General features: G+C 70.6%; 26 protein-coding genes. 4 read left to right on the forward strand and 22 right to left on the reverse strand.

Going from position 1 to position 24,069, the window contains the following annotated elements:
• Positions 1-51: 51 nt before the first annotated feature.
• The 16 genes from D457_RS0101075 to dacB form a co-directional block, all read right to left on the reverse strand.
• Positions 52-936 (reverse strand): Rossmann-like and DUF2520 domain-containing protein, encoded by an 885-nt coding sequence (locus D457_RS0101075; RefSeq protein WP_017578785.1) that lies wholly within the window; start codon positions 934-936, stop codon positions 52-54.
• Between the two features lie 201 nt (positions 937-1,137).
• A complete protein-coding gene (locus D457_RS0101080) occupies positions 1,138-1,380 on the reverse strand; it encodes a hypothetical protein (RefSeq protein ID WP_017578786.1) in 243 nt (80 codons plus the stop codon).
• 511 nt (positions 1,381-1,891) lie between these two features.
• Positions 1,892-2,131, reverse strand: a complete 240-nt coding sequence (locus tag D457_RS0101085; RefSeq protein WP_017578787.1) for a chaplin family protein — start codon at positions 2,129-2,131, stop codon at positions 1,892-1,894.
• A 243-nt stretch (positions 2,132-2,374) separates the two neighbouring features.
• A complete protein-coding gene (locus D457_RS0101090; protein WP_026116208.1) occupies positions 2,375-3,796 on the reverse strand; it encodes a PH domain-containing protein in 1,422 nt (473 codons plus the stop codon).
• Positions 3,797-3,946: 150 nt separating this feature from the next.
• The gene (locus tag D457_RS0101095) at positions 3,947-4,438 is read right to left on the reverse strand and encodes a PH domain-containing protein (protein ID WP_051072839.1); all 492 of its coding nucleotides are present in this window, start codon (positions 4,436-4,438) and stop codon (positions 3,947-3,949) included.
• A 288-nt stretch (positions 4,439-4,726) separates the two neighbouring features.
• A complete protein-coding gene (locus D457_RS0101100; RefSeq protein WP_017578790.1) occupies positions 4,727-5,218 on the reverse strand; it encodes a DUF3180 domain-containing protein in 492 nt (163 codons plus the stop codon).
• Positions 5,208-5,702: a 2-amino-4-hydroxy-6-hydroxymethyldihydropteridine diphosphokinase gene (gene folK / locus D457_RS0101105; protein WP_051072840.1), complete on the reverse strand. Its 495-nt coding sequence runs from the start codon at positions 5,700-5,702 to the stop codon at positions 5,208-5,210. Before folK ends, D457_RS0101100 begins: the two co-directional genes overlap by 11 nt.
• A 56-nt stretch (positions 5,703-5,758) precedes the next feature.
• Positions 5,759-6,127, reverse strand: coding sequence for a dihydroneopterin aldolase (gene folB, locus D457_RS0101110; protein WP_017578792.1), 369 nt, complete (start codon positions 6,125-6,127; stop codon positions 5,759-5,761).
• Complete coding sequence (locus D457_RS0101115) at positions 6,127-6,573, reverse strand: nuclear transport factor 2 family protein (protein ID WP_017578793.1); 447 nt, start codon at positions 6,571-6,573, stop codon at positions 6,127-6,129. Before D457_RS0101115 ends, folB begins: the two co-directional genes overlap by 1 nt.
• Positions 6,570-7,475, reverse strand: coding sequence for a dihydropteroate synthase (folP, locus tag D457_RS0101120; protein WP_026116210.1), 906 nt, complete (start codon positions 7,473-7,475; stop codon positions 6,570-6,572). The genes D457_RS0101115 and folP overlap by 4 nt, the downstream gene beginning before the upstream one ends.
• A gap of 145 nt (positions 7,476-7,620) precedes the next feature.
• Positions 7,621-8,214, reverse strand: a complete 594-nt coding sequence (gene folE / locus D457_RS0101125; protein ID WP_017578795.1) for a GTP cyclohydrolase I FolE — start codon at positions 8,212-8,214, stop codon at positions 7,621-7,623.
• Positions 8,211-10,217, reverse strand: a complete 2,007-nt coding sequence (gene ftsH, locus D457_RS0101130) for an ATP-dependent zinc metalloprotease FtsH (protein WP_017578796.1) — start codon at positions 10,215-10,217, stop codon at positions 8,211-8,213. The genes folE and ftsH overlap by 4 nt, the downstream gene beginning before the upstream one ends.
• Positions 10,218-10,486: 269 nt before the next feature.
• Positions 10,487-11,041, reverse strand: a complete 555-nt coding sequence (hpt, locus tag D457_RS36600; RefSeq protein ID WP_017578797.1) for a hypoxanthine phosphoribosyltransferase — start codon at positions 11,039-11,041, stop codon at positions 10,487-10,489.
• A gap of 108 nt (positions 11,042-11,149) precedes the next feature.
• Positions 11,150-12,127 carry a tRNA lysidine(34) synthetase TilS gene (tilS, locus tag D457_RS36605; protein ID WP_017578798.1) on the reverse strand — a complete coding sequence of 326 codons (978 nt, stop codon included), beginning with the start codon at positions 12,125-12,127 and terminating at the stop codon, positions 11,150-11,152.
• Positions 12,124-13,203 carry a zinc-dependent metalloprotease gene (locus D457_RS0101145; RefSeq protein WP_026116211.1) on the reverse strand — a complete coding sequence of 360 codons (1,080 nt, stop codon included), beginning with the start codon at positions 13,201-13,203 and terminating at the stop codon, positions 12,124-12,126. Before D457_RS0101145 ends, tilS begins: the two co-directional genes overlap by 4 nt.
• Before the next feature lie 421 nt (positions 13,204-13,624).
• A complete protein-coding gene (gene dacB, locus D457_RS0101150; RefSeq protein WP_017578800.1) occupies positions 13,625-14,980 on the reverse strand; it encodes a D-alanyl-D-alanine carboxypeptidase/D-alanyl-D-alanine endopeptidase in 1,356 nt (451 codons plus the stop codon).
• A 76-nt stretch (positions 14,981-15,056) separates the two neighbouring features.
• On the opposite strand from dacB, the gene D457_RS0101155 reads away from it, so the two are divergent.
• A complete protein-coding gene (locus D457_RS0101155) occupies positions 15,057-15,584 on the forward strand; it encodes an inorganic diphosphatase (RefSeq protein WP_193374412.1) in 528 nt (175 codons plus the stop codon).
• A 68-nt stretch (positions 15,585-15,652) separates the two neighbouring features.
• Here D457_RS0101155 and D457_RS0101160 read toward each other — a convergent pair whose 3' ends face one another.
• Together D457_RS0101160 and D457_RS0101165 are read right to left on the reverse strand one after the other, a co-directional pair.
• Positions 15,653-16,261: an RNA polymerase sigma factor gene (locus tag D457_RS0101160; RefSeq protein ID WP_017578802.1), complete on the reverse strand. Its 609-nt coding sequence runs from the start codon at positions 16,259-16,261 to the stop codon at positions 15,653-15,655.
• A gap of 136 nt (positions 16,262-16,397) precedes the next feature.
• Positions 16,398-16,688, reverse strand: coding sequence for a hypothetical protein (locus D457_RS0101165; RefSeq protein ID WP_017578803.1), 291 nt, complete (start codon positions 16,686-16,688; stop codon positions 16,398-16,400).
• 551 nt (positions 16,689-17,239) lie between these two features.
• Between D457_RS0101165 and D457_RS0101170 the strand changes: the two genes are divergently transcribed.
• On the forward strand, positions 17,240-17,800 hold the full coding sequence (locus D457_RS0101170) for a hypothetical protein (protein ID WP_017578804.1): 561 nt from the start codon (positions 17,240-17,242) through the stop codon (positions 17,798-17,800).
• A gap of 142 nt (positions 17,801-17,942) precedes the next feature.
• On the opposite strand, the gene D457_RS0101175 is transcribed toward D457_RS0101170, so the two are convergent.
• Together D457_RS0101175 and D457_RS0101180 are read right to left on the reverse strand one after the other, a co-directional pair.
• A complete protein-coding gene (locus tag D457_RS0101175; protein ID WP_017578805.1) occupies positions 17,943-18,332 on the reverse strand; it encodes a hypothetical protein in 390 nt (129 codons plus the stop codon).
• Between the two features lie 58 nt (positions 18,333-18,390).
• The gene (locus tag D457_RS0101180) at positions 18,391-18,606 is read right to left on the reverse strand and encodes a hypothetical protein (protein WP_017578806.1); all 216 of its coding nucleotides are present in this window, start codon (positions 18,604-18,606) and stop codon (positions 18,391-18,393) included.
• Between the two features lie 165 nt (positions 18,607-18,771).
• Between D457_RS0101180 and D457_RS0101185 the strand changes: the two genes are divergently transcribed.
• Complete coding sequence (locus D457_RS0101185; protein ID WP_017578807.1) at positions 18,772-19,605, forward strand: exonuclease domain-containing protein; 834 nt, start codon at positions 18,772-18,774, stop codon at positions 19,603-19,605.
• A gap of 120 nt (positions 19,606-19,725) precedes the next feature.
• Positions 19,726-19,881: a hypothetical protein gene (locus D457_RS36340; protein ID WP_017578808.1), complete on the forward strand. Its 156-nt coding sequence runs from the start codon at positions 19,726-19,728 to the stop codon at positions 19,879-19,881.
• Positions 19,882-19,892: 11 nt separating this feature from the next.
• Here the strand turns inward: D457_RS36340 and D457_RS0101195 are convergent, their stop codons facing one another.
• Entirely contained in the window at positions 19,893-20,246 is a 354-nt protein-coding gene (locus tag D457_RS0101195) for a hypothetical protein (RefSeq protein ID WP_017578809.1), read from the reverse strand.
• Between the two features lie 314 nt (positions 20,247-20,560).
• Complete coding sequence (locus D457_RS0101200; RefSeq protein ID WP_017578810.1) at positions 20,561-23,959, reverse strand: right-handed parallel beta-helix repeat-containing protein; 3,399 nt, start codon at positions 23,957-23,959, stop codon at positions 20,561-20,563.
• Between the last annotated feature and the right edge of the window lie 110 nt (positions 23,960-24,069).

A 24,069-nucleotide genomic window follows, 5' to 3' on the forward strand; every position in this document is an offset into this window, starting at 1 on the left:
GTGCCGCGGGACAGTGAAGACAGTGAGAATCGTGCTGGTCGCGGTGAGCGGTCAGCGCCGCAGGACGTCCAGCAGGCGTGCGGCGTCCTCGGGTTTGAGCATCCCCGCGTTGATGGCGCGGTCGGCGGTGAGCCGGGCGAGCTCGACGTAGCTGGCCACGCTCTCGGGCGCGGTCTCGCGCAGCTGCTCCACGTGTCCGGCCACGGTTCCGGCGTCACCGCGCAGAACGGGCCCGCTGAGGCCGTGGATGCCCAGGCGCAGGGCGTTGTCCAGGGCGGCGCTGAGCATGGGCGCGAGCATCCGACCCGGTTCGGGAACCCCGGCCGCGCTGAGCAGGGAGGCGCTGTCGGCGACCAGGGTGACCAGGTGGTTGGCCCCGCCCGCGAGGGCCGCGTGGTAGAGGGTGCGCTTGTCCTCGGCGATCCACACCGGCTCGGCGCCCATCTCGACCACCAGGGCCTCGGCGATGGGGCGGAGCTGTTCGGGCGCGGTCACACCGAAGGCACAGTTGGCGAGCCTGTCGATGTCCTCGTCCCGGCCGGTGAAGGTCATCGCCGGATGCAAGGCCAGAGGGAGGGCCCCGGCGATGGTGGCGGGGGCGAGGATCCCATAGCCGTGGGCGCCGCTGGCGTGCATGATGATCTTGCCGCGCAGGTCGGTGCCGGTGGCGGCCAGGCCCTCAACCAGGTCGGGGAGGGCGTCGTCGGGGACCGTCAGCAGAACGAGGTCACTGGCTTCGGCCACCTGGGCGGGTTCGAGGATCCGCGCGCCGGGCAGGCGTCCCTCGACCCTGGCGACCGAGGCTTCGGAGACCGCCGAGGCGGCCACGACCTTGTGTCCGGCCCGCGCCAAGGCGTTGCCGAGGGCTGAGCCGACCCGGCCGGCCCCGACGACGCCGACGCGCAGGCGCGCGGGACGCGCCTCTGTCGTCTCCATGTTCCGTGTCCCCTCATAGTCCGGTGCGTCCGCTTCTCCCCGCACCGTCTGAGCACACGATAGCCCTCCCGGACCGGTGACCAGCCGCCCCGCCCCCGGCGGAGGGTTCGGGCACAGGTCGGACACGCGAACGGGGGTGGGCACCGTCGCCCACCCCCGCGGGTGTCCACCGCACCCCTCTCGTCAGAGGGGACCCGGCAACTAGTTCTGGATGATCACTCCGGAGTTGACGCAGGAGCCCAGGGACTGGCCGAGGACGGCGTTGGAGTTGCCGCAGCCTTCGTTGGTGTTGTGCACGCCGTTGATGTAGGAGATGTTCCCGCTGGCGTTGGAGCCGTTGCCGGAGGTCCAGGCACCAGCGTGCGCCGCGGCCGGGGCGGCGGAGAGGAGGACCCCGGCGGAGGCGAGGACCACGGCACCGGCGGCGAGCGTCTTCTTCAGCACTACTTTGTCTCCTTCAATATCCGGGCGGGGGGACCGTCCGGATTCGCAGTGACTCTTCGGTGGCGCCGGGGGGCGCCGAGAAAGAAATTACCGACGCAGAAGCCTCATGAACATGCCCTGAACTGTATTGATCACAGAAAATCCAACCATGCTCACACTGGGTGTCAGAACACCACGGGCGTGTTCCGTACAAAGGCGGGGAGTTTGGCACTCCCGGCGTGCGCGCAGCGTCACCGCCCATCCGGGTTGTAGTCAGGCACCAATGCCGTTTCCGGGCGTGCACCCGATCTCCGAGCACGGACTGCGCCCCGAAACACGGACTGCGCCCCAAAACACAGGCTGCGCCCCCGAAACACAGGCTGCGCCCCCGAAACACAGAAAAGGGCGCCACTCCGTCGTCACAGAGTGGCGCCCCTTGCGCGAAAAGCTCGCTGACCCAGGCCGGGTCGGATCAGTCGGGACGTCTCCGACTGGACACCCCGCCCGACAGGGCCGGGAAGTCAGAGTGCCGCTAGTTCAGCACCTTGGCGTCGGAGTTGGTGCAGGAAGCGCCAGCGACACCCAGGACGGCGATGGCGTTGCCGCAGACGTTGATCGGCACGTCCAGGTCGGCGACGATCTGGTTGCCGCCGAGGATGCTGCCGTTGCCGGAGGTGAAGACGTTGCTGTTGGCCATGGCCGGGGCGCCGGCGAACAGGACGCTGCCAGCGGCAGCGGCGATGGCCGTGGCGGCGAGAGCCTTCTTCAGCATGTGTTTCTCCCGTCGGACCGGAGGGCAGGGGTGCCAACCGGTCGATAACGTTGACGATGTGTATGACAGTGAACACTCAACGTGTTCACCACTATTTAGCCACACTCGGTCGCTGCACGTGACCAGAACACGGAAGAATTTTGCGGCCCTGACCTGGAAGTATCACCATGAGTGAGCAGACATGTCGGACATGAAACCCATAACTGGAACCCCCTGGGCATCATTATGTGACACACGCCACACTCACCTCTCGGGGGTGTCACCCTTCAGGCCCTCCGATTCCTCACCCTCGTACCGCTTGGTCACCGACTCTCCGTGCATGGTTGCCCGGGTTGCCCACCGTTCCGTGCCCGCCGACGGCACCCTGGCCCGCCTTCCGTACTCCACTAGAGCGGCCAGGAGCCGGCGTGCCTGCACCGCCTCCCGGCCCGGGGCACGGGCCGCGACCGGCCCCGGGGGTGTGTCCACGTCGACGGTTGCCCTCCCCCTGATCTGCGCGATCGGCCCCGCCGACAGCCGCAGCGTCTGCATCCGCTCGACCGGGACGATCTCCGTCACCCGGCAGAACAGTCCGCGCACGCTCACGAACAGCCGCTCGTCCGTCCCCGCCGCGGTCGACAGCAGACCGCGGTTGACCACCAGCGGCACCATCGCGGCCTCGCTCTCCGGGAACAGCTCGTTCACCAGCGAGTACGCCCGCCCGAGCGGTGCGACCGGGAGCAAGTACGTGGAGTCGCCCTGGCGCGCCCCCGCGTACCCGGCCACCGTCGCCTCGACCCTGGTCACGCCGAGGGCCCGCCACAGCAGCGGCTCGACCACACGCACGGCCTGGACCCGGCCGGGCGGGACCGTCTGCATGCGGCGCTGGAACATCCCGTAACGCAGCCGTAGCCCGTCCGAGGAAAGCGACGCATAGAAGTCCGTGTAGCGGGCCAGCGGGCCCCAGTAGTAGCGCAGCAGCCCAAGGATGAGCGGGACAGCCCCGCCCAGCACCCCGGGTTCGAGGAACACCAGGAACGCCGTGACCAGCAGGAGCAGCAGGATGAAGGACAGCAGCACCGGCACCCGGAAGGTGAGCGCGCCCAGGAGCAGCAGGAAGGGGAGTCGGTAGAAGGGCCACTCAGGCGCCTCGGGTGAGCGGCCCGGCAGTCCGGCGGCGTGCGCCAGCACCGCCACCCGCAGCCGTTCGGCCACCTTCCGGCGCAGGCAGCGCAACCGGATGGCACTCCCGTCACCGCCGGCCAGCTCGATCCGCAGCTCCGCCAGCCCGAACACCTGCATCAGCAGGGGCTGCACTACGTCCACCGCCTGGAGACGGCTCAGCGGGATCTCCCGGGAACTGCGCATGAGCAGCCCGCTGTGCACGACCAAGTGATCCTCGCGCAGCCCGAAGGATCCGTACCACCAGGCGGGCAGGGCGTAGGCGAGGGAGCCGAACACCACCGCGACGGCCAGTACGAGCACCCAGGCGAAGCCGAACTGGGTCAGGATCGGCCCGACCAGCGCCACGAACACCAGGGTGACCGCGATGACCTGGAACGGGATGATCAGCCAGTGCGCGCGGAAGACCCCGGTGGTGACGTCGGCGTCCTGCTGGGGCCGCGGCGGCGGCATCGGCGGCGGCATCGGCGGCGGCCCGCCCCGGACGTGGGGCGGTGGCAGCATCGCGGGCCCCCAAACGGGCGGCTGGCCGGGCGGCGGCGGGCCGGGAGGTCCAGGCGGCGGGCCGGGAGGCCGAGGAGGTCCGGACGGTTGAGGTCCCTGCTGCGGGGCCCCGTACGGCGGGGACCCGGGATTCTGCGGCGGTCCGTGCACTTACAACCCCGTTGAGAAGCTCTCGCTGCGCGCCGCGAGCCGGTCGCGCAGCTGGACGGCATCGGCGAGTGGAAGCCCCACCACGCGCGTGTCCGCAGTGCTCGCGGCGGTCCGCACCCGCACGGTCGCGATCCCCAGAGCCTGTTCGAGCAGGTCGGCGGTGACGTCCACGACCTGCATCCGGCCGTAGGGGACCACCACCAGCTGACGGACCAGCACCCCATAGGTGAGGTACAGCTCGGCGGAGGCCTCGGCGTACCCCCAGGACCGCTGGAAGCGCCCGGCCAGGAACCACAGGACGACCACGGCCACCAGCAGCAGCCCCGCCCAGACCCCGGCGAGCAGTGGCTGGCCCCACAGGAGCAGAAGCAGCACGCCCCCGCCGCCCACCGCCAGGCAGGCCGCACCGGTCACTAGTCGGCGGTACCAGGCCAACGCGGTCGGAAGCCGCTGCCAGGGCGCGTCAGCGGGCGCGGCGAAGGCGTCGTCCATGGAGCCGATGTAGGCCTCGTCCGCAGCGTCCACGGGGCCGGGCTGCACCTGGAGCCCGTCCGCCGGCCGCTCCGGCTCGCCCTCGGCCGGCCGCTCCCGGATCTCTTCCACTCGCGGTGGTGTCGGTTCACTGGTGTCCACTGCCTCAGTCAACCATCAGCGGGCAAGCCCAGCCCGAATCGGCTCGGCCGCTCCCGCCGCCCTCCCCCTCCGGTGACTTGCCACCAGAAGCGCTGTACCACCGAAAACCCAAGACGCCGAACTCGCTACTGGTAGCAAGATCACGGCTCAGGCGGGGCCCGGCGTGTCGTCGCGGTCCTCTTCGTCGTTCTCCGGCACCCGGCAGGCGTACTCCAGGTAGAGGGCGGCAGCCAGCAGCAGTCCGGCGGCCAGGGCGGTGCCCAGCGCGGTGAGGAAGACCTCGCGGTGGCTGGGCAGCTCCAGCCGTTCGGTGACCGCGAGCGCCGTCCCCGCGAAGTACCCGAGGGCCAGCGAGGCGAACAGCGCGCTCGCCTTGGCCAGGGCCACCAGCCGGGCCGCGCTGAGCGGCTCGATCGGTTCGGTCCCCGGCGCCCGGCGGATACGGCGCGCGGTGCGCCCGGCCGTGAAGGCCTCGGCGAAGGCGAGCAGCAGCAGGGTCGGGATCGCCGACCACGGCATCATCGGCAGACCGCTCACCGCATTGGTGACCAGCAGCCCGGCCATGGCGCCGATGAGTACCAGCAGAACCGGGACACGCCACCCGGTCGGGGTGAGCGTGCCCCCGCCCTCACCCGACACGGTCCGCCTCCCCCGGCAGCCGCAGCCGCAGGTCCTCCCGGCGTGTCAGCCGCTGTTCGCCGCCGGTGTCCGCTTCCTCCACCCCGGCCAGCAGGACGGCGACCGGGGCCCGGCCGGGCAGGACCGCGGCGGGGTCCGTGTCCAGCCAGGGGCGCAGCACGAACGCGCGCAGGTGGGCGCGCGGGTGCGGCAGGGTCAGCTCGGGGTCGTCGTCGGTCAGGCCACCGAAGGCGATCACGTCCACGTCCAGGGTGCGCGGCCCCCACCGGACCTCGCGGACCCGTTCGAAGGCGCGCTCCGCCGACTGCGCCAGCTCCAGCAGCTCCTTCGGCTCGCCCTCGGCGTCCACGACCAGGACGGCGTTGAGGAAGGCGCCCTGTTCGGGCCCACCCACCGGGGCGGTCTCGTAGACCGGCGACACCGCCACGGGCGTGACGCCCGCACCGGCCGCCAGCAGGTCCACGGCGCCCTGGAGGGTCGCCATCCGGTCCCCGAGGTTGGACCCCAGGGAGAGCACCGCACAGGTGGCCTCCGACCTCACTACTGGCCCCTCTTTCCCCGCGTGACGGTGACCGCCACGTCCGCGAACTCGTGCTCGATGGGGGCCGACGGCTTGTGCACCGTCAGCTCCACGCCCTCCACCAGCGGTTCGGCCAGGCACACCCCGGCCAGCCGCTCGGCGAGTTTCTCGATCAGGTTCACCGGCTCACCCGTGACCACCGCGACCAGTTTGTCGGCGAGCAGGCCGTAGTGCACGGTGTCGCCGACGTCGTCGCTGGCCGCGGCGGTCGCCGTGTCCAGGTGGAGCACGGCGTCGATCACGAAGTCCTGGCCCTCGCGGCGCTCGAAGTCGAACACCCCGTGGTAGCCCCGGGCGGTCAGGCCGCGGAGCTCGATGCGGTCCCGCATCAGTCCTCGGCCTCCGTCTCGTCGTCGTCCTCCATGAGCACCGGCGAGGCGTGGTGCGACCACAACCGCCACCCCTGCTCGGTGTCGACAAACAGGTTGGTGGTGACCACCTGCCCGCCCGCCACGAACCCGGGGCTGCCGTCCTCGGCCGTCAGCACGTTCTCCTCGCAAGTCACCATGGCGATGTCGCCGCCGACCCCGATGTGCGTCTCGGTGAGTACGTACTGGATGTAGGTCACGTTGGCCATGATCAGGGACCAGGCGCGCATGATCTCGGTGCGGCCGCGCAGCAGCGGCCAGCCGGGGTTGACGCACACCAGGTCGGGGGCCTCGTGCTCCTCCGCCCACACGGTGCGCATCAGGTCGATGTCACCGTTCTCGATCGCGCTGTAGAACTGCGCGTTGGCCTCGGCGACGCGCTCCATGACCTCCTGACGGGACTTCACAGGCCGCTCCGGTCCACGGTGCGGTCCCGGCCCTCGTCGAGCGCGGCACCGCCGTCGGCCCAGGCCGCGGCCACCCGCACCGCGTCGGCGTTGGGCCGGACGTCGTGCACCCGCACCGCCCAGGCGCCCCGGTCGGCGGAGAGCGTGGTCACCGCAGCGGTGGCCGCGTCGCACTCGACGAAGGGCCGGTCCTCGCCCTTGGCATCGCCGAGCAGCCGGCTCAGGAAGCGCTTGCGCGAACCCGCCACCAGGACGGGTCTGCCCAGTTCGTGGAACCGGTCGAGATGCTGGAGCAGCGCCCAGTTGTGCGCCTGTTCCGGACGCTTGGAGAATCCCAGCCCCGGGTCCAGAACGATCTGGCCGGGGTCGACACCTGCGCTGATCATGGCCTCCATACGGTCGCGGAGCTCATCGAGGACCTCCTGGACAACATCCGTGTACACGGCACGGCTCTGCATGTCATGACTATGCCCACGCCAGTGCATCAACACGTAGGCGACACCGGAAGAAGCGACGAGTCGGGCCATTTCCGGGTCGGCCAGGCCGCCGCTGACGTCGTTGACCAGAACCGCACCGGCCTCGACCGCGCTCGCGGCCACCTCGGCCCGCATGGTATCGACGCTGACCGCGATCCCGCGCGCGGCGAGCTCACGCACCACCGGCTCGACCCGGCGCAGTTCCTCGGCGGCCGAGACCCGTTGGGCGCCGGGACGGGTGGACTCACCACCCACGTCGACGAGGTCCGCGCCCTCCTCGACGAGGTGCAGGCCGTGCTCGATCGCACGCTCGGGGTCGAACCAGGACCCGCCGTCGGAGAAGGAGTCGGGGGTGACGTTCACGACCCCCATGACCAGGCACCGCCCGCGGTCGGGCAGCCCCGGAAGTGTGTGTTTCGACGCCATGCGCATCACCCTACGCGTACGCCGAGGGGCCGGGGGCACACGGCCCCCGGCCCCTCGGCGGGTGTTGTCAGAGTGTGTCCGGACGCCGTCGCGGCACCGGATCAGCGCTTGTCGGATCAGTGCCTCCGGAGCAGCGCCGGTCCAGTCAGCGCTTGTCCAAAATCAGGCTCATGGCCTCCGACCGAGTGCGGTCGCTGCTGCGGAAGATGCCCCGCACCGCGGAGGTGACCGTCTTGGCCCCCGGCTTGCGCACCCCGCGCATGGTCATGCACAGGTGCTCGGCCTCGACCACCACGATCACGCCGCGCGGGTCGAGGTGCTCCATGATCGCGTCCGAGACCTGGCCGGTGAGGCGTTCCTGGACCTGCGGGCGCCGAGCGTAGACGTCCACCAGCCGGGCGAGCTTGCTCAGCCCGGTGATGCGACCGTGCGCGCCCGGGATGTAGCCCACGTGCGCAACCCCGTAGAACGGCACGAGGTGGTGCTCGCAGGTCGAGTACAGCTCGATGTCCTTGACCAGGACCATTTCCTCGTGGTCGGCCTCGAAGACCGTGGTGAGAACGTCACCGGGCTTCTGGCCGAGCCCGGCGAACTGCTCCTCATAGGCCCGGGCGACCCGCTCGGGGGTCTTGGTCAGGCCGTCGCGGTCCGGGTCCTCCCCGATCGCGATGAGGATCTCCCGAACCGCGCGGGCGATGCGCTCCCGGTCCACGCGTCTGGCGGGCAGGTCCTCGCTCACGCCTGGTCTCCTTCTGTGCTGGTGGACGGCCCCGTCGGAAGCTGGCCGTTGGTGGAAGAGCCCTGGATCTCGACGCCGTTCAGCGCGGCCAGCTCCTTCTTGGAGTGGACCGGGGGCCGGTTGGAGGGCATGCGCTTGCCGTAGCCGGTGTAGGAGCCACGCGAGGGGCGCTTGCGCACCGGCGCGAAGATCTCCAGCACCTGGCTCTTGGTGAGCGTCTCCTTCTCCAGCAGCTGCACGACCAGCTCGTCGAGCACGTCGCGGTACTCAACCAGGACCTCGTAGGCCTCGTCGTGCGCGGACTCGATGAGGCGGCGCACCTCCTCGTCGATGATGGAGGCGATCTCCTCGGAGTACTCGCGGGCGTGGGACATCTCCCGACCCAGGAACGGCTCGGTGTTGCCGGAGCCGAACTTGCGGGCGCCCAGGCGCTCGCTCATGCCGTACTCGGTGACCATGTTGCGGGCCAGGTTGGTGGCCTTGTCAATGTCGTTGCCCGCGCCCGTGGTGGGCTCGTGGAAGACGAGTTCCTCGGCGGCGCGACCGCCGAGCATCATGGCCAGCTGGTCCATCATCTGCGAGCGCGAGGTGAGGAACTTGTCCTCGGTCGGCACCGACATCGTGTAACCGAGTGCGCGGCCGCGCGGCAGGATCGTGATCTTGTGAACCGGGTCGGAGTTGGGCAGCGCGTGGCCGACCAGGGCGTGACCGCCCTCGTGGTAGGCGATGACCTTCTTCTCGCGGTCCGACATCACGCGGGTCTTGCGCTCGGGACCGGCCATCACGCGCTCGATGGCCTCCTCCAGCACCGCGTGGGTGATGACCTTGCTGTCCGCGCGGGCCGACAGCAGCGCGCCCTCGTTGATGACGTTGGACAGGTCCGCACCGGTCATCCCGGCGGTCTGGCGGGCGATGACGGTGAAGTCGACGTCGTCGGCCATCGGCTTGCCCTTGGCGTGGACGGCGAGGATCTCCTTGCGGCCGTCCATGTCCGGGCGGTCCACGACGATCTGACGGTCGAAGCGGCCCGGGCGCAGCAGGGCCGGGTCGAGGATGTCGGGGCGGTTGGTGGCAGCGATCAGGATCACGCCGCCCTTGACGTCGAAGCCGTCCATCTCGACCAGCATCTGGTTGAGGGTCTGCTCGCGCTCGTCGTGCCCGCCGCCCATGCCGGCGCCGCGGTGGCGGCCGACGGCGTCGATCTCGTCGATGAAGATGATCGCGGGGGCGTTGGTCTTGGCCTGCTCGAAGAGGTCGCGCACCCGCGAGGCGCCCACACCGACGAACATCTCGACGAAGTCCGAACCTGAGATGGAGTAGAACGGGACCCCGGCCTCACCGGCGACGGCGCGGGCCAGCAGGGTCTTACCGGTTCCGGGCGGCCCCATCAGCAGGACACCCTTGGGGATCTTGGCCCCCATGGCCTGGAACTTCTCCGGGCTCTGCAGGAACTCCTTGATCTCGTGGAGCTCCTCGATGGCCTCGTCCGCACCGGCCACGTCCTCGAAGGTGTTCTTCGGGGTGTCCTTGGTGATGAGCTTGGCCTTGGACTTGCCGAACTGCATCACCCGCGAGCCGCCGCCCTGCATCTGGCTGAAGATGAACCAGAAGATGAGGATGATGATGATCAGCGGCAGCAGGCTGAACAGGGCCGTGGTCCAGATCGGTGTGGTCGCGACCGAGACCTCGTAGGAATCCAGGTTCCCGTCGGGGTTCTCGCTGGACTCCTGGAGCATGTTGGCAAGCTGGAGGCCCTGGCCCTCGACCCAGTAGGCCTCGTGGATGTCATCGCTGGTGTCGGTCAGCAGGATGCGCTGGTCGCGGTCGATGATCTCGGCATTGTCCACCTGGTCCTGCTCGATGAGCTGGTAGACCGTCGAGATATCGGTTTCCTCGGGCTGCGGACCACCGCCCACGTCGAACACGCGGAAGCCGATGACGAGCATGAGGGCGACAGCCAGGATCCAGATCCACGGGCCGCGGAAAAAACGCTTCAGATTCATGTGAGCGGAACCCTGTCGGGTCCGTCCCTCCTGACCAGGCCGCCCGCCCCAGAGGACTTTCCGAAGCAGGACCTATCGGACACGTGCTCCCTGCGATGACGCCGGGATATTCGACGGTACACCTCGCCGCGCGGAGCGGGCACACCGCTCGGGCCGGGCAACGGGGCCGTCATGAAGGCAACGACGGCGACCCGTTCCGTTGTTCCCGCCGCGGTCACCGCCGACGCCGCCGTGCCGGACCTCACGGGCCCGGCAGGGCGGCTGGAACGCTACTTCTCGTAGACGTGCGGGGCGAGGGTGCCGATGAACGGCAGGTTGCGGTACTTCTCGGCGTAGTCGAGCCCGTAGCCGATGATGAACTCGTTGGGCAGGTCGAAGCCGATGTACTTGACGTCGAGGTCGACGTCGAAGGCGAGCGGTTTGCGGACCATGGTGCAGATCTCCACGGACTTGGGGCCGCGCGACTTCAGGTTGCCCACCAGCCAGGAGAGGGTCAGACCGGAGTCGATGACGTCCTCGACGATCAGGACGTCGCGGTCCTTGATGTCGGTCTCCAGGTCCTTGAGGATGCGCACCACGCCCGACGAGGTGGTTCCGGCCCCGTAGGAGGAGACGGCCATCCAGTCCATGGCGACGGGGCTGTGCAGCGCCCGCGCGAGGTCGGCCATGACCATGACCGCGCCCTTGAGCACTCCGACGATCAGCAGGTCCTTGCCCGCGTAGTCCGCGTCGATCTGCGCGCCCATCTCAGCCAGGCGAGCCTTGATCTCTTCCTCGGTGACCAGGACCTTCTCCAGGTCCTGGCCCATGTCCTTAGCGTCCACGCTGATTCCTCGCTGCTGGGTTCCCCGTTTGCGGCAACCAGGATAAACGTGCCGAACGAGGTCACGGTGCCCGACGGGCTGCCCGGGACCGCGGAGTCGGCGCCCGGTTCAGCGTTCGAAGCGGACGCGACCTGCTGCGCGGCGCCCCCGGATCCCGGCGGGCAGGTCGATGTGGGCCTGTCCCCGCCATGCGGTGACCAGGCGATCCAGCTCACGTACATGGCGTGCGTTCAGCGCGCTGGCCGGGCAGCCCGCCTCGAGGGCGGCGCGGCGCAGCACACGGGTGCGCAGGGAGGGTTCGGCGCGCTCCAGCGGCGCCACGGCCAGGCTTCCGTCGGCTGCGCCCTCTTGGGCCTGTTCGTGGAGGGTGTCAGCGAGCGCGTCCAGGGTGTCGGCGTCCGAACGCAGCAGGGCGGCGGTCCTGGCCAGGGCCGCCGCGATCCCCGGGCCCAGGGTGCTCTCCAGGGCGGGCAGCGCCTCGTGGCGCACCCGGGAGCGGGCGAAGCGTGGGTCGTGGTTGTGCGGGTCCTCCCACGGGCTCAGACCCATCAGGGAGCAGGCCTCGCGGACGGTGGCGCGGTCCAGGTCCAACAGGGGGCGCAGGTAGTCGCCGGTGCGCGGGGCCATCCCGGCCAGGGAGCGGGCGCCCGAACCGCGGGCCAGCCCGAGCAGGACGGTCTCCGCCTGGTCGTCGAGGGTGTGGCCGAGCAGGACCACCGCGGGGGCGTGCTCGGCGAGCGCCTCGTCCAGGGCGTCGTAACGGGCCCGCCGGGCCGCGGCCTCGGGACCGCCTCCCCCGCCGACCCGCACCGCGACGGCCCGGACGGGGTCTAGACCCAGCCCGCGCAGTACTTCGGCCACTTTCTCGGCGCGATCGCCCGAACCCTCCTGGAGCCCGTGGTCGACGGTGACGCCGCCCGCTGTGATCCCCAGCTTGGGCGCTTCGAAGGCCACCGCGCCGGCCAGGGCCAGCGAGTCGGCCCCGCCGCTGCACGCCACCAGCACGGTGGTCTCCCGAGGCAGGTCGGAGAGCACCCGCCGGACCGCCGAACGGACGGCGGCCACGGCGGGGGGCGGACCGCTCACTCCGTGATGGCGGCGGGCCGCACGACCCGTTCGATCCACTGCGAAGGGCTGCGGATCTCCGCCAGCGTGGGCAGCGTCTCGCGCGAAGTCCACACCTTGTTGAAGTCGTCCATCCCAACCTGGGCGACGACCTGCCGCACGAAGGTGGCACCCTCCTCGTACTGCTTCATCTTCAGGTCCATGCCCAGGAGCTGGCGCATGACCCGGTCGAGCGGGTTGGGCGCCTGGCGCCGCTTCTGGAAACGGGCGCGGATGGTCTCCACCGAGGGCACGACCTCCGGGCCGACGGCGTCCATCACATAGTCGCCGTGTCCCTCGGCCAGGCTCATCACCGCGGTGATGCGATCCATGAGCTCGCCCTGCTCCGGGGTCTGGAAGGCGGTGAGCAGGTTGCCCTCGCCGCCCCGCACCGCGTCGGCCACGGCCTCGCCCGCCTGCCGGAGCCGGTCGATGAGGTCGGAGGCGTCCATCTCGGTGGACAGCAGGAGCTCCTGCATGAGCTCCTGGACGTGCTGGCGCAGCCACGGCGTGGCCGTGAACTGCATCCGGTGGGTCTCCTCGTGCAGGCAGACCCACAGCCGAAAGTCGCGCGGGTCGACGTCCAGCTCGCGCTCGGTGTTGACGATGTTGGGCGCCACCAGGGTCAGGCGACCGGTCGGCGAACTGCCGTCCGGGTCCGGTGGCAGGAAGAGTTCGTACTGGCCGAGGACCCGCCCGGCCAGGTAGGAGAGGACCGCTCCGAGCTGCACCCCGGTGATCCGCGAACCGACCGCGGAGGTCAGGTTCCCGGCCGGGCTGTTGTTCAGCCTCTCGGCGCCCATCTGTTCCAGCACGGGTTCGAGAACAACCCGAAACCCGTCCACGTTGGCCCGAATCCACCCCGGGCGGTCAACAATGACCGCGGGCCCGGAGGGTTCGAGGGGGTTCATTCCGGTGAATTCGCGCACATGCCCGGCCGCCACGGTGGAAAGCTCGCGCAACTGCGCCACGGCCTGCCGTGCGTCGGACAGGTCCACCTGCGGCCCAGGGCGCACGAGGCGGACACCGGTGTTGACGGCTACGTCCCAGTCGATCACAGTCACACGGCCAGCCTACCCACGCGTCGCCTGTGAGCACGGGGATCAGGGCGCTATTTCAGGGCAGGCCCAGGGATTCCCCTGAGACCGACCGAAAGCCCCGACCCCATGGCCTGCGCAGACGCTCGCCCCAAGGGGGGTTCTTTTGCGTTCGTTCGCCGGGGAGGCCAATCTTCTGCAACACAGTGCAAGACGAGACAAGCCGCTAGCGAGGAACGAGCCAGAGACAAGACTGCGCCGCAGGCGTCCGTTGAGGGTTGGTGGCGGGCGACGGGTGGGCGCAGGCGAGGATGCCGTGCTTGCCCGAACCCAATCCCTCCGCAAAGGCGGAGAACATCGGAAGAACCGTCGCGCGCCAGCGCGCCCGTTGAGGGCGGTGGCGGGCGACGGGCGGGCCAAAGCGAAGCGGAGGCCCAAAATGTCACGAGCAACCGCAGCGGCTGAGGGCCGCGGCGAGCGTGTCGAGTTGGGGGCCGGAGGCTCCGGCGCTGTTGGCCATCAGGGCGAACACGAACACGTTGCCCTCCTGGTCGTGGATGGTCCCGGCCAGGGTGCTCACCCCGTCCAGGGTTCCGGTCTTGCCGCGGACCAGGCCCGCCGCGTCGTGGGAGCTGGAGAACTCCGAGTAGCGCCCGGCCAGGGTGCCGGTGGAGTTGGCGGTGGGCAGGCCGGTGACGGCCGCGTTGAACCGGGGCTCGTCGGCGGCCGCCTTGACCAGCTGGACCAGGGCACGCGGCGTGATGCGATTCTCGGTGCTCAGGCCGCTGTTGTCAGACAGGCTGACCCCCTCGATGCCCAGGTCGTCCATCACCCGGTGGGTGGCGGCCGCGCCTCCCGCGAAGGAGGGTTCTCCACCCAGTTCCAGGGCGGCGATCCGGCTCATGGACTCGGCCATGTTGTTGTCACTGGCCAGCATCATGAACTCGACCAGGGCGCTCATCGGCATGGAGTCCACGGAGGCCACGGGATCGCCCGAGGCCTCGGCCTCGGCCGGGGAGCCTTCGACGGTCAGCCCGGCCCGCTCCAACTGGTCGGCGAAGGCCTCCGCGGCTGCCAGCGGCGGGTTCGGGGAGCGGGTGGACACGTCCGGGTCCACCCGGCCGCTGTCGACCATCAGCGCGTGAATGGTCGCCGTGCTGCCCTCGGTGACGTAGTTGGGCTTCCAACCGGGTCCGGTCTCTGATCCGGTGAACAGGGAGTCGTCGTAGCCGACCGAGACCGTGTCCAACCCCAGGCTGGCGAGGGCGGCAGCGGTGTCCTCGGCGAGCTCCGACAGGGTCGCTGCCTGCGGGTATGCTGCGGGTTCGGCGGTCGCGGTCAGTGTCGCGTCGCCCCCACCACGCAGCACCACGCGGTTCGCTCCGGGGTCGAAATAGACCTCGGTCCGCAGCACGTGGTCGGGGCCGACGGCGTCCAGAACGGTGACCGCCGTGGCGATCTTCGTCGTTGACGCCGGGGTCACCGGGGTGTCCGCGTCCCGTTCGAAGAGTGTCTCTCCCGTCACGCCGTCAACCACGTAACCGGAGAGGCCCTCCTCAAGCCCGGAGGATGACATGGGATCATCAAGAATGTCCGCGATCCGAGCCGGGTCCGCCGGAGTCGGGGCCGCGGGTGCAACCGCCGCCACGCCGTCGGCGTGCGTGACGGGGTTGGGCACCGCCGGAAGCGGTCGTGCCTCGATCACGTCCAGGGCGACGAACCCGGTGATCAGCACGAATATGTTGAGCAGGGCCAGCGCGAGGAACGCCTCGCCTCGTACCCGTCGCACCCGGGGCACCTGCCCTTCCTTCGGTGTCGCGGTCTGACGTTGTAGTTATACGGCGACATTAGTCGCATTGGGAGCCGAGATCAGCATGGAATTCGACGTTACGATCGAGATCCCCAAGGGGGAGCGCAACAAGTACGAGGTGGACCACGAGACCGGTCGTATCCGTCTCGACCGCATGCTGTTCACCTCCACGACCTACCCCGCCGACTACGGCTTCGTCGAGGGCACCCTCGGCGAGGACGGCGACCCCTTGGACGCTCTTGTCCTGCTCAAGGCCCCGACCTTCCCGGGGTGCCTGATCCGGGCGCGCGCCATCGGCATGTTCCGCATGCGTGACGAGGCGGGCGGCGACGACAAGCTGCTGTGCGTTCCGGCGACGGACCCGCGCCAGGAGCACCTGCGTGACATTCACCACGTCAACGAGTTCGAGCGCCTCGAGATCGAGCACTTCTTCACCGTGTACAAGGACCTTGAGCCCGGCAAGTCCGTCGAGGGCGCCAGCTGGGTCGGCCGCCACGAGGCCGAGCAGGAGATCATCGCCTCGGTGAAGCGCGCCGAGGAGGCCGGCATGCACGGCGATTCCTCGCACATCATCACCAACGAGGACAAGTAACCACCGACGCCACCACACGTCTCGGTTGCCTTTGTCAGGCCCGGCAGGTTTTCCCCGCCGGGCCTTCGTCATGCCCGAGCCACTCCCTGCGGGTCTCCACAGCTCAGGAGCACGTCGTCCGTGCCCAGTTCGTGGACGGGGTCGCGGACCAGCGCGTAACCGGCCAGCGCGAGCACCAGCAGCGCGCACAGCACAGCGACGATCAGCGGCACTGGGGACAGCCCGGCCGGGAACCGCGGAGTTTCGGGCCGCAGCGGGAAGCCGTCATCGCCGAAGCGGTCGGCCCGGGCCGCGACGTGGATGCGGTAGCCGTCCAGTTCGGGGCCACTCATCCCGTTGAGGACCCTGGCCCGGACCATCTCCGTCCGCTGCGGCAGGGACAGGGGCCGGCAGTCGCCGGGCCAGGGCGCGCGGAGCTGCCGGTACCGCACGCACTCGACCTCCGTCACCGCGTGCAGCCACTCCCCCAGGAGCTCGGGGTCCGGCAGTCGGCCGATGTGCGCGCGGGCGACGATCAGCGTGTCTCTGAGGACGACGTGCGCGGCGTCCCTGTCCCGAAGGACCAGGATGCAACGCCGGTACAGCTCCTCTCCATAGGCATCGAGGAGCCTGCTGTAGGCGTCCGCCAGCGGGACCCGGCCGGAGCTCAGCACGTACAGAAGATCCCGGTCCGTCATAGCCCTAGAATCTACGCCGCGGACGGGGTGCTACCCCCCGGTTCGGTGAAAGACACGCCGCTTCCTGCTCTCCCCGCAGCGCCTCTGAGCTGCACGGGGCGCTCTTCTCCGCGCCGTCCTCGCGGGGAATGTGATCTCAGTCCGGTGGGTTCCGAGGGCGGGGGCCGCGCGGCGGGTCCGTCGGGCCGTCCGGGTCGATGGCGGGATCTTCGGTCGCTTCGGGACCGGGGTCGGGCCCCGGGTCGACGAACAGGAAGCCCGCGTAGCGGGAACGCGCCCACAGCAGCACGTAGGTGAGCACAGTCAGGAAGGCGACCAGCAGCGCTGCCTCGGGCCCCAAGAAGCCGAGCGCCATCACACCGGCGGCGACCACGACGAGGGCACGCACCAGTACACGCGCCCACAGGCCCTGTGCCTGGGGGCTCAAGGCTGCCCTCTGGGGACGGACGGCTGCACGGCCACTCCTGTCGCTACGGCTGTACTGGGGGATGGGTCCCGGACCGGCAGACGCGCCGTGTTCTCGGGTTCCACATGTCACCACCACCGGGCGCCGCCCGCAACATGTTCCGGGCGGACCGGTGAGCTGTACGACACGCACGTTTTCCGGCGTTCGCTTGACGCACGACCGGCTTTGCTGGTCTCCTTACTTTCATGTATCCGCGCACCCGCACCGACGCCACGGCTCGTACGACCCCCTGGGTCTCCTGCCACCTGGCCCGTGCGGCGTGTCCGTGTTGTCGTCACTGAGTCGCAGCCGAGGGGTCTGAGTCGACCGACCCCGCCCGACCAGTCCGTGAGCGGCCTCCACCCTCTGGTGTGACGGGCCCGCGAGCGAGCTCCACCTGGGTGATTCTCCCCTCCGAACGCACGTTCGGAGCGACCGCCCCTGCCGCCCCGGCACTGCCGGGGCCCCCTGACGACATACCCGCGGCCCCGGTCACACGACCCGGCCGCGTACACGTGAAGGATCTTCTCACGATGCCCCAGCAGGCCTCCGCCACGACTGCCCTCCGCCCCGGCACGACCGAGCACACCCCCCGACCGCGCGCCGCGTCCGTCTCGCTCGACGGGATCGGCGACGTGATCGACGCGGGTCGCACCTCCGGCTACGCCCACCTGAGCGAACGCCGCCTGCCCACTCTCGGACAGTTGGTCTCCGCGGCCCGCGGCGCCGCTTCCTCGCTGCTCCGGCCGACCCTGTGGCCGACCCGGCGCGGCCATTGGCAGCCCGCCCCGCGCAGCGCCCGGCGGCACGTGAGCGGCCGGTTCCGGGTGACCACGGTCGCCCTCGAACCCAACAGCTTCGTGCCCGGCCCGGCCCGGCGCTCCGACCGCCCGCACACTCTGGAGGTATTGCACCTGGTCAGTGGTCGGGCGCACCTGATCACCTCCGGCGCCGACGGCCAGATGCGTTCGGCCGCCGAGCTGGCCCTCGGGCGGACCCGCGTGGTGAGCGGCACCGGCATCGCCGCGCAGGACCACCACTACCTGGTGAACACCGGCGACGAGGTGGCCGTCCTGGTCCGGGTGACCGCCTGACTGTCTCAGGGAATCGCCTAAGCGCTCCGGCGAACCGCCTGGTGGTCTCGGGGAACCGCTTGGCCGTTGCGGAGAACCGCCCGAACACTCCAGCGAACCGACAGGCCGCTTGCGAGACCCGTCCGGGAAATCACGCGGGGACTCACTCATGGCGGCCCCCGTCCGGGACCGAGGCGCGCAGCGCCCCGTCCACCGCCTCGACGGCGCGGAGGACGTCCGCGGTGCGCTGCCCCTCCGCGAGGTAGGCGTTCATGACCTGGTCGAGGGCGTGCGGCGGCAACTGGTCGCGTAGGTCCACGCGGGCCGTGCGGTACCCCTCCCGGGCCGCCTCCAGTGCCGCGGAGACGTACTGGCGCGCCAGCCGGGAAAGGGCCACGGGGTGGCGCCGCAGGACCCCGTGCAACCGGTAATCGGCCGGCACGTGGTCGAACAACCATTCCAGGGCCGTCCGCTCGAAGGAGTCCGACCCGGGTGGGTGCACACTCGCGGGCCAGTCCGGCGTCAGGGACTGATCGGGCATACCACACAGCATACCCGTTGTTCGAAAACATGTTCGATATCCACAGCCCCGAGATCGGGGATTCCTCCGATCAGTCGGGGCTGTCGGCCTCTTCCTTGTCCGTCTCCTCGGCCGTCCGCCTCTCCAACTCCACCCGGATCGCCTGTTCGGCCGCATCCACGGCGGCCCGGGCGGTGATGGCGTTGGTGTGTGCCCGGTCCAGCTCCTCCAACAGGATGCAGTCGAACGAGACCCGCGCATCGTGGATAGCGGCTTCCAGCTGACGTGATGCCTCTTCCAAACTCATGTCCCTTCACTTCCCCAGAAGAAGGCCCTCGCACACACCCGCCCCACCAGCCCCTTCCCCGGCCCGCCCCGGACTGTCACCGCCCGGACCTACGATGGTCCCGAATCGCCGCTGCTCACAGCGGCCAGCCACGTACCGGGCCGCCGCCCGGCCGGAGAGGAACCCATGCGCAACCGTTACCCCGGCACCTGCGTCACCTGTTCGGTCCGGGTGGAGAACGGAGCGGGTTTCGTCGTCAAGGAGGGCGGGCGCTGGCGCACCCACTGCGCCGACCACGAACCGCGCCCGGCCCCTCCCGCACGCGGCAGCCACACCGGCTGGCACACCACCGACCTCGCCGGGTTCGACACCGAGACCTCCTCCCCCGACCCCGCCACCGCCTTCCTGGTCTCGGCCGCCGTGGTGGACCTCGACGGCGGTCGGCGCACCTGGCTGGTCGACCCCGGTGAGAAGGAGATCCCCGCCGGGGCGGTGGCCGTCCACGGCATCAGCACCGAGCGGGCCCGCGCCGAGGGGCGTCCGGCGGCGGAGTGTCTCGAGGAGATCACCGCGGCCCTGGCCGGGCACCTGGATGGCGGCCGAGGGCTGGTCGTGTTCAACGCGCCCTACGACCTCACACTGTTGGACGCCGAGCGGCGCAGGCACGGCCTGGGACCGCTCTCCAAGGTCCTCGGCGGCCCCGTGGAGCCCGTCGTGGACCCGCTGGTGATCGACCGGGGCCTGGAGCCCTTCCGGCGCGGCAAGCGCACGCTGGGCGCCCTGTGCGAGTACTACGGGGTCGCGCTGACCGACGCGCACACCGCCGGGGGCGACGCCGCGGCCGCGCTGGCCCTGGCCGAGGAGATCGGTGCCCGCCACCCCGAGGCGGCGGCGCTCACCCTGCCGGAACTGCACCGGCGGCAGGTGGAGTGGGCCGGGGAGTTCGCCCGCAGGCGCCAGGAGTGGCTGGACCGGGAGAAGCCGGACCACGGAACGGTGGTCGACGGCACCTGGCCCTGACCCCCCTGATCCGGGGCGCACGCCCCGGATCAGGCCGCGCCGTGCCGGCCGGTATGGAGAGGGGGCCGGCGGGGTAGGTCACTGGTCAGCCCGAAGCACGCCGACCGACCAGGAGCGCACATGGTCTACCTCATCCTCGTCCTGCTGGCGATCTGGCTGATCCTCGCCATCCTCGGCATCGTGATCAGAGGGCTGTTCTGGCTGGCCGTGATCGGCGGCCTGCTGTTCGTCGCAACCGCTGTGTGGGGCTGGCTGCAGAACCGCCAGCGCACCTGACCAGCACCAGCTCAGGGTTCCAGCGCGGGCCGCCCCTCCTCACCCAGGCGCCGCACGACCCGCCGCGCCCGGCTCTCGTCACCGCCCAGGCGCGTCCGGACCAGTCGGACCGCCTCGTCGGCGCGCCCCAGCGCGACCAGGTTGCGCGCCCGGGAGAGCACCTCGGCGGGGAGTTCGTCGGCATCCCGCTGGATCGGCACGTACCCGCCCACGTGGTTTCCGTGTTCGGCCCTCGGGGGCGGTTCCGGCTCCGCCACGGCGACGCGCGCCTCCATGTGGGCCAGGACACGGCGCAGGGCGTAGGAACCACCGCCGAGCACGATCACCGCGCCCATCAGGGCGAACAACATGAACAACAGACTCATATCGCCCACCTACCCACACTTCGGACACGGCAGGCTCAACACCGATACACGCGGAGTAATCATTCTCCCAAGCCCGCCCGTCACCCACCACCACCCTCAACGGACACCTACGGCGCAGCACCCCCCTCCCCGTCACCCACCACCACCCTCAACGGACACCTACGGCGCAGCACCCCCCTCCCCGTCACCCACCACCACCCTCAACGGACACCTACGGCGCACCCCCCCCTCCCCGTCACCCACCCCCACCCTCAACGGACTCCTACGGCGCAGCACCCCCCTCCCCGTCACCCACCACCACCCTCAACGGACACCTACGGCGCAACACCCCCCACGCCCCGTTCCGGGAGGTCCTCCGGTAGCAGGGTCTGGAGCTCGGCCACGTCGGGGCTGTCCCCCGCCTGCGCCGCCGCCTCGATCCGCCGCGCCTGCCGGGTCACGCTCGCCTCGAACAGCGCCCGCACTCGGTGCCCGTTCTCCTCGGTGAACCGCCCGCTGTCCGCCCCGACCATCTCCGCGAGCGCCCGCCGGGTCGCTTCCGGGACCCGGAGGTCGGCCCGCTCGGCCATCACCGCGAAGACCCCCACCAGCTCTTCCCGCCCGTAGGGAGCGAACTCCACCGTCCCGGAGAACCGCGAGGCCAGCTCGGGGCTGCCCGACAGGAACCCGGACATCTCCCGAGGGCGACCGGACACGATCACCACGACCTCACCGCGGTGCTCCTCCATGAGTTCGAGCAGGGTGTCGACCACGTCTTGACCGACCCCTCGGCCACCGGTGAAGTCCCTGGTCAGCACATCCGCGTCCGTCACGTACAGCAACCCGCCGCGCGCCCGCTCGAACAACTCACGCGTGCGCTGCGCCACCTGCCCCGGCCCGCGCTGCCCCGGCGGTCCCACCAGGTGCCCCGGCCCGGCCTCGACCAGGTGCCCCCGGGCCAGTACCCCCAGCGCCGCCAACAGCTCGCCATAGAGCCGCGCCACCGTGCTCCGCCCGGTCCCGCTCGGTCCCAGGAACACCAGGTGGCGTGCGGCGGGCACGGCCTCCCCCTCCATCCGCCGCGCCGACGCCAGAAGATCCGCGAACCCCCGCACCTGGCGTTTGGCCTCGGCCAGGCCCACCATGCCGTCCAGACTCGCCAGCAGCGCGCGCACCCGGGCCCCGTCGCGCGACCCGCCCGGCCCGGCGGCCACCGCGTCCTCCAGGTCGGCGGGCCGGAGCTGGGTGAGGTCCTCCACGGTCTGGTAGTCGCCCGCCACGATCCGGCCCGCCTGGGCCCGCAGCGCCTCCTCGAACACCCGGCGCGCCTCGCTGCCGTTACCGAAACCCTCTCCGCGCAAAACCTCCCCGCGCGGCCGCCCCCGGAAGTGCCGAACCAGAAGGTCGCGTGTGCCCTCCCCCAGGGTGTAGCCCTGGGCCTCGACCATCCCCTCGAAGATCCCGCCCAGCTGCTCCGGCGAGTAGTCCTCGAACTCGATGGTGCGCGCCACCCGGGCCCGCAGCGCCGGGTTAGCTTCGAGGAAGTCCCGCATCGGCCCGGTCCTCCCGGAGAAGACCACCACGACCTCGTCACGCAGTTCCTTCATGAGCCTGATGAGGGTTTCCACGGCCTCCTGCCCGCTGGCGCCCTCAGGGCCCAGGCACGCACCGGCCGCACCCACACCGTCGTCCAGGAGCTCGTAGGCCTCGTCCACGAACAGCACCCCGCCCCGCGCCCGCTCCACCAGATCGGCGGTCTTGCGCGCCGTCCCTCCGAGCTGCTCGGCCACCAGGTCCGCCCGCGAGACCTCCAGCAGCTGCCCCTTGCTCAGCACCCCCAGCGAACGCAGGATCTCCCCGTAGAGGCGGGCCACGGTCGTCTTCCCGGTCCCGGACGGGCCCGAGAACACCAGGTGGCGGCTGACGTTGAGCGCCGGAAAACCCGCCTCCACCCGCTTGGCGCTCACCAGCTGGAAGTTGACGAGGGAGCGGATCTCCTTCTTCACCCGCTCCAGCCCCACCATCCCCTCCAGCTCGGCGAGCAGCGATTCCAACGGTCGCGCCCGGTCCCGGACCGCGCTCTCACCCGGCCCCCTGGCCGCAGCGCCTCCCCCCGGCTGAACCGCGCCCGCACCCGGGACGCTCGAACCGGCCTGGTCGCCGTCCCCGCCCCGGTTCCCGCTGAAAGTGCTCTCCTCCAGGTACACCGACGCGCTGCCCGCGGCCCACAGGCCCTCCTCCTCGTTCCCGGACACGGTGCACCGCACCAAGCGCACCCGGCCGCCGTCCTCCACCATGATCCCGTCGCCACGACCGTCGCGGACGGCAGTGTCCTCCAGGGCGGCGACCCCGCCCTCCCCCACCCGGACGCCGCGCTCCCCGCTGCCGGACAGGGTGCAGGAGCGGAGCGTGACGTGCCCGCCCTGGACGTAGACCGCGTCCTCCCCGCAGTCGGACAGGTCAGCGTGGTGCAGCTGGATCTCGGTGCCGTCGAGGATGTTCAGGCCGTCCTCGCGGGCGTCGCGCAGCACCATGCCACGCACCGTGAGCGTGGCGTCCTCACGGCTGTGGATGCCCGAACCCACGTCGTGGCCGACGATGTCCTCGAAGAACCCGCGGCCGCCCACCACGATGGCCATCGGTCCGTGCCAGCGGCTCACCCGCAGGTCGCTCACCTCGAACCGGGAGCGCACAGCGGCGATCGCGCCCCGCTCCTTCTCCCCACTCTCAGCCACGGACATCCCCGAGACGGTGACCCTGGCCCCGTCGGCGACCAGCAGCGCGGCCTTGCCGATCCGAGTACACCGCAGATCGGTGATGGTCGCCTCGCCGCCGTCCACGAGAACGGCGTCGGTGGCGGCGCCGGTCACCGTCAGCCCCTGCGCGGTGAGCCTGCCGCCCTCGATCGCCACCCCGGTACGGGTGGCGCCGGTGATCTCGCAGTCGTTCAGGGCTGCTTCGGAGTCGCCGTGGACAAAGACCGCGTCCGTGTCCTTCTTCCGAGCACCCTCCACCACCATGCGGGTGAAGGTCGCCTTAGAGCGCTCGTAAACCCGCACCGGCCAGTCGTGGGAACCGGTCACCCTTAGGTCCGTGAACTCCGGCCGGGCCCGGTCCCGCACGTAGACCCCTCCGCCGTCCACCAGCGCGCAGTCGACGAACTCCGGTGCGGAGTCGGCGACGTAGAGGGTGTGCCAGTCGTCGTGGGCCCCGGTGAAGACCGTCCCGCTGAATTTCGGCGCGCACTTGCCCTGGACGGCGACCACCGCACCGGCGAAGTAGCATTCGCGCACGTTGCCCTCGCTGCCGTCCCACAGCAGCCCGCTGTCCTCGAAGCGGCAGCCGACGATCTCCGCGCGAGCGCCCACCACGTTGACCCTCCTGGGCGCGGTGAAGACGCAGTCGACCGCCTTGAGCCGGGCGCCCTTCTGCACGTACAGCGGCGGGTACTCCGCCGAGGAGCTGCGCACGCAGATCCCGTGGATCTCGAGTGCGCCGCCCTCGTGGACGTTGAACACGTTGGTCTCGTTGGCCGCGACGACCGTCACCGTTCCGGCCCCCTCGGCTGGGGTGATGACCACGCGCCGCTGCACCCCGATGACCAGCGGCTCCACGTACTCCCCCGGGTCCACAACCAGGTGGATCCCGGACGCCCGGTAGCGATGGTCCCGCACCGCCTTCCCCAGCGAGGAAACGGCGGCGGGGTCTGTCTTCGAGACGCGGACCGTGATCATCCATCGACTCCCAAGGGGTATCGGCCCCGGCGCCGCGCCGGAGAGTCTGCGCTAAGTACCGTATCCACCTGGGCCGCCGGGAACCCGGGACAGCGCACACACGTGTGGCC

The organism is Nocardiopsis valliformis DSM 45023 (assembly GCF_000340985.1).
In the GTDB taxonomy this organism is placed as follows: Bacteria; Actinomycetota; Actinomycetes; order Streptosporangiales; family Streptosporangiaceae; genus Nocardiopsis; species Nocardiopsis exhalans.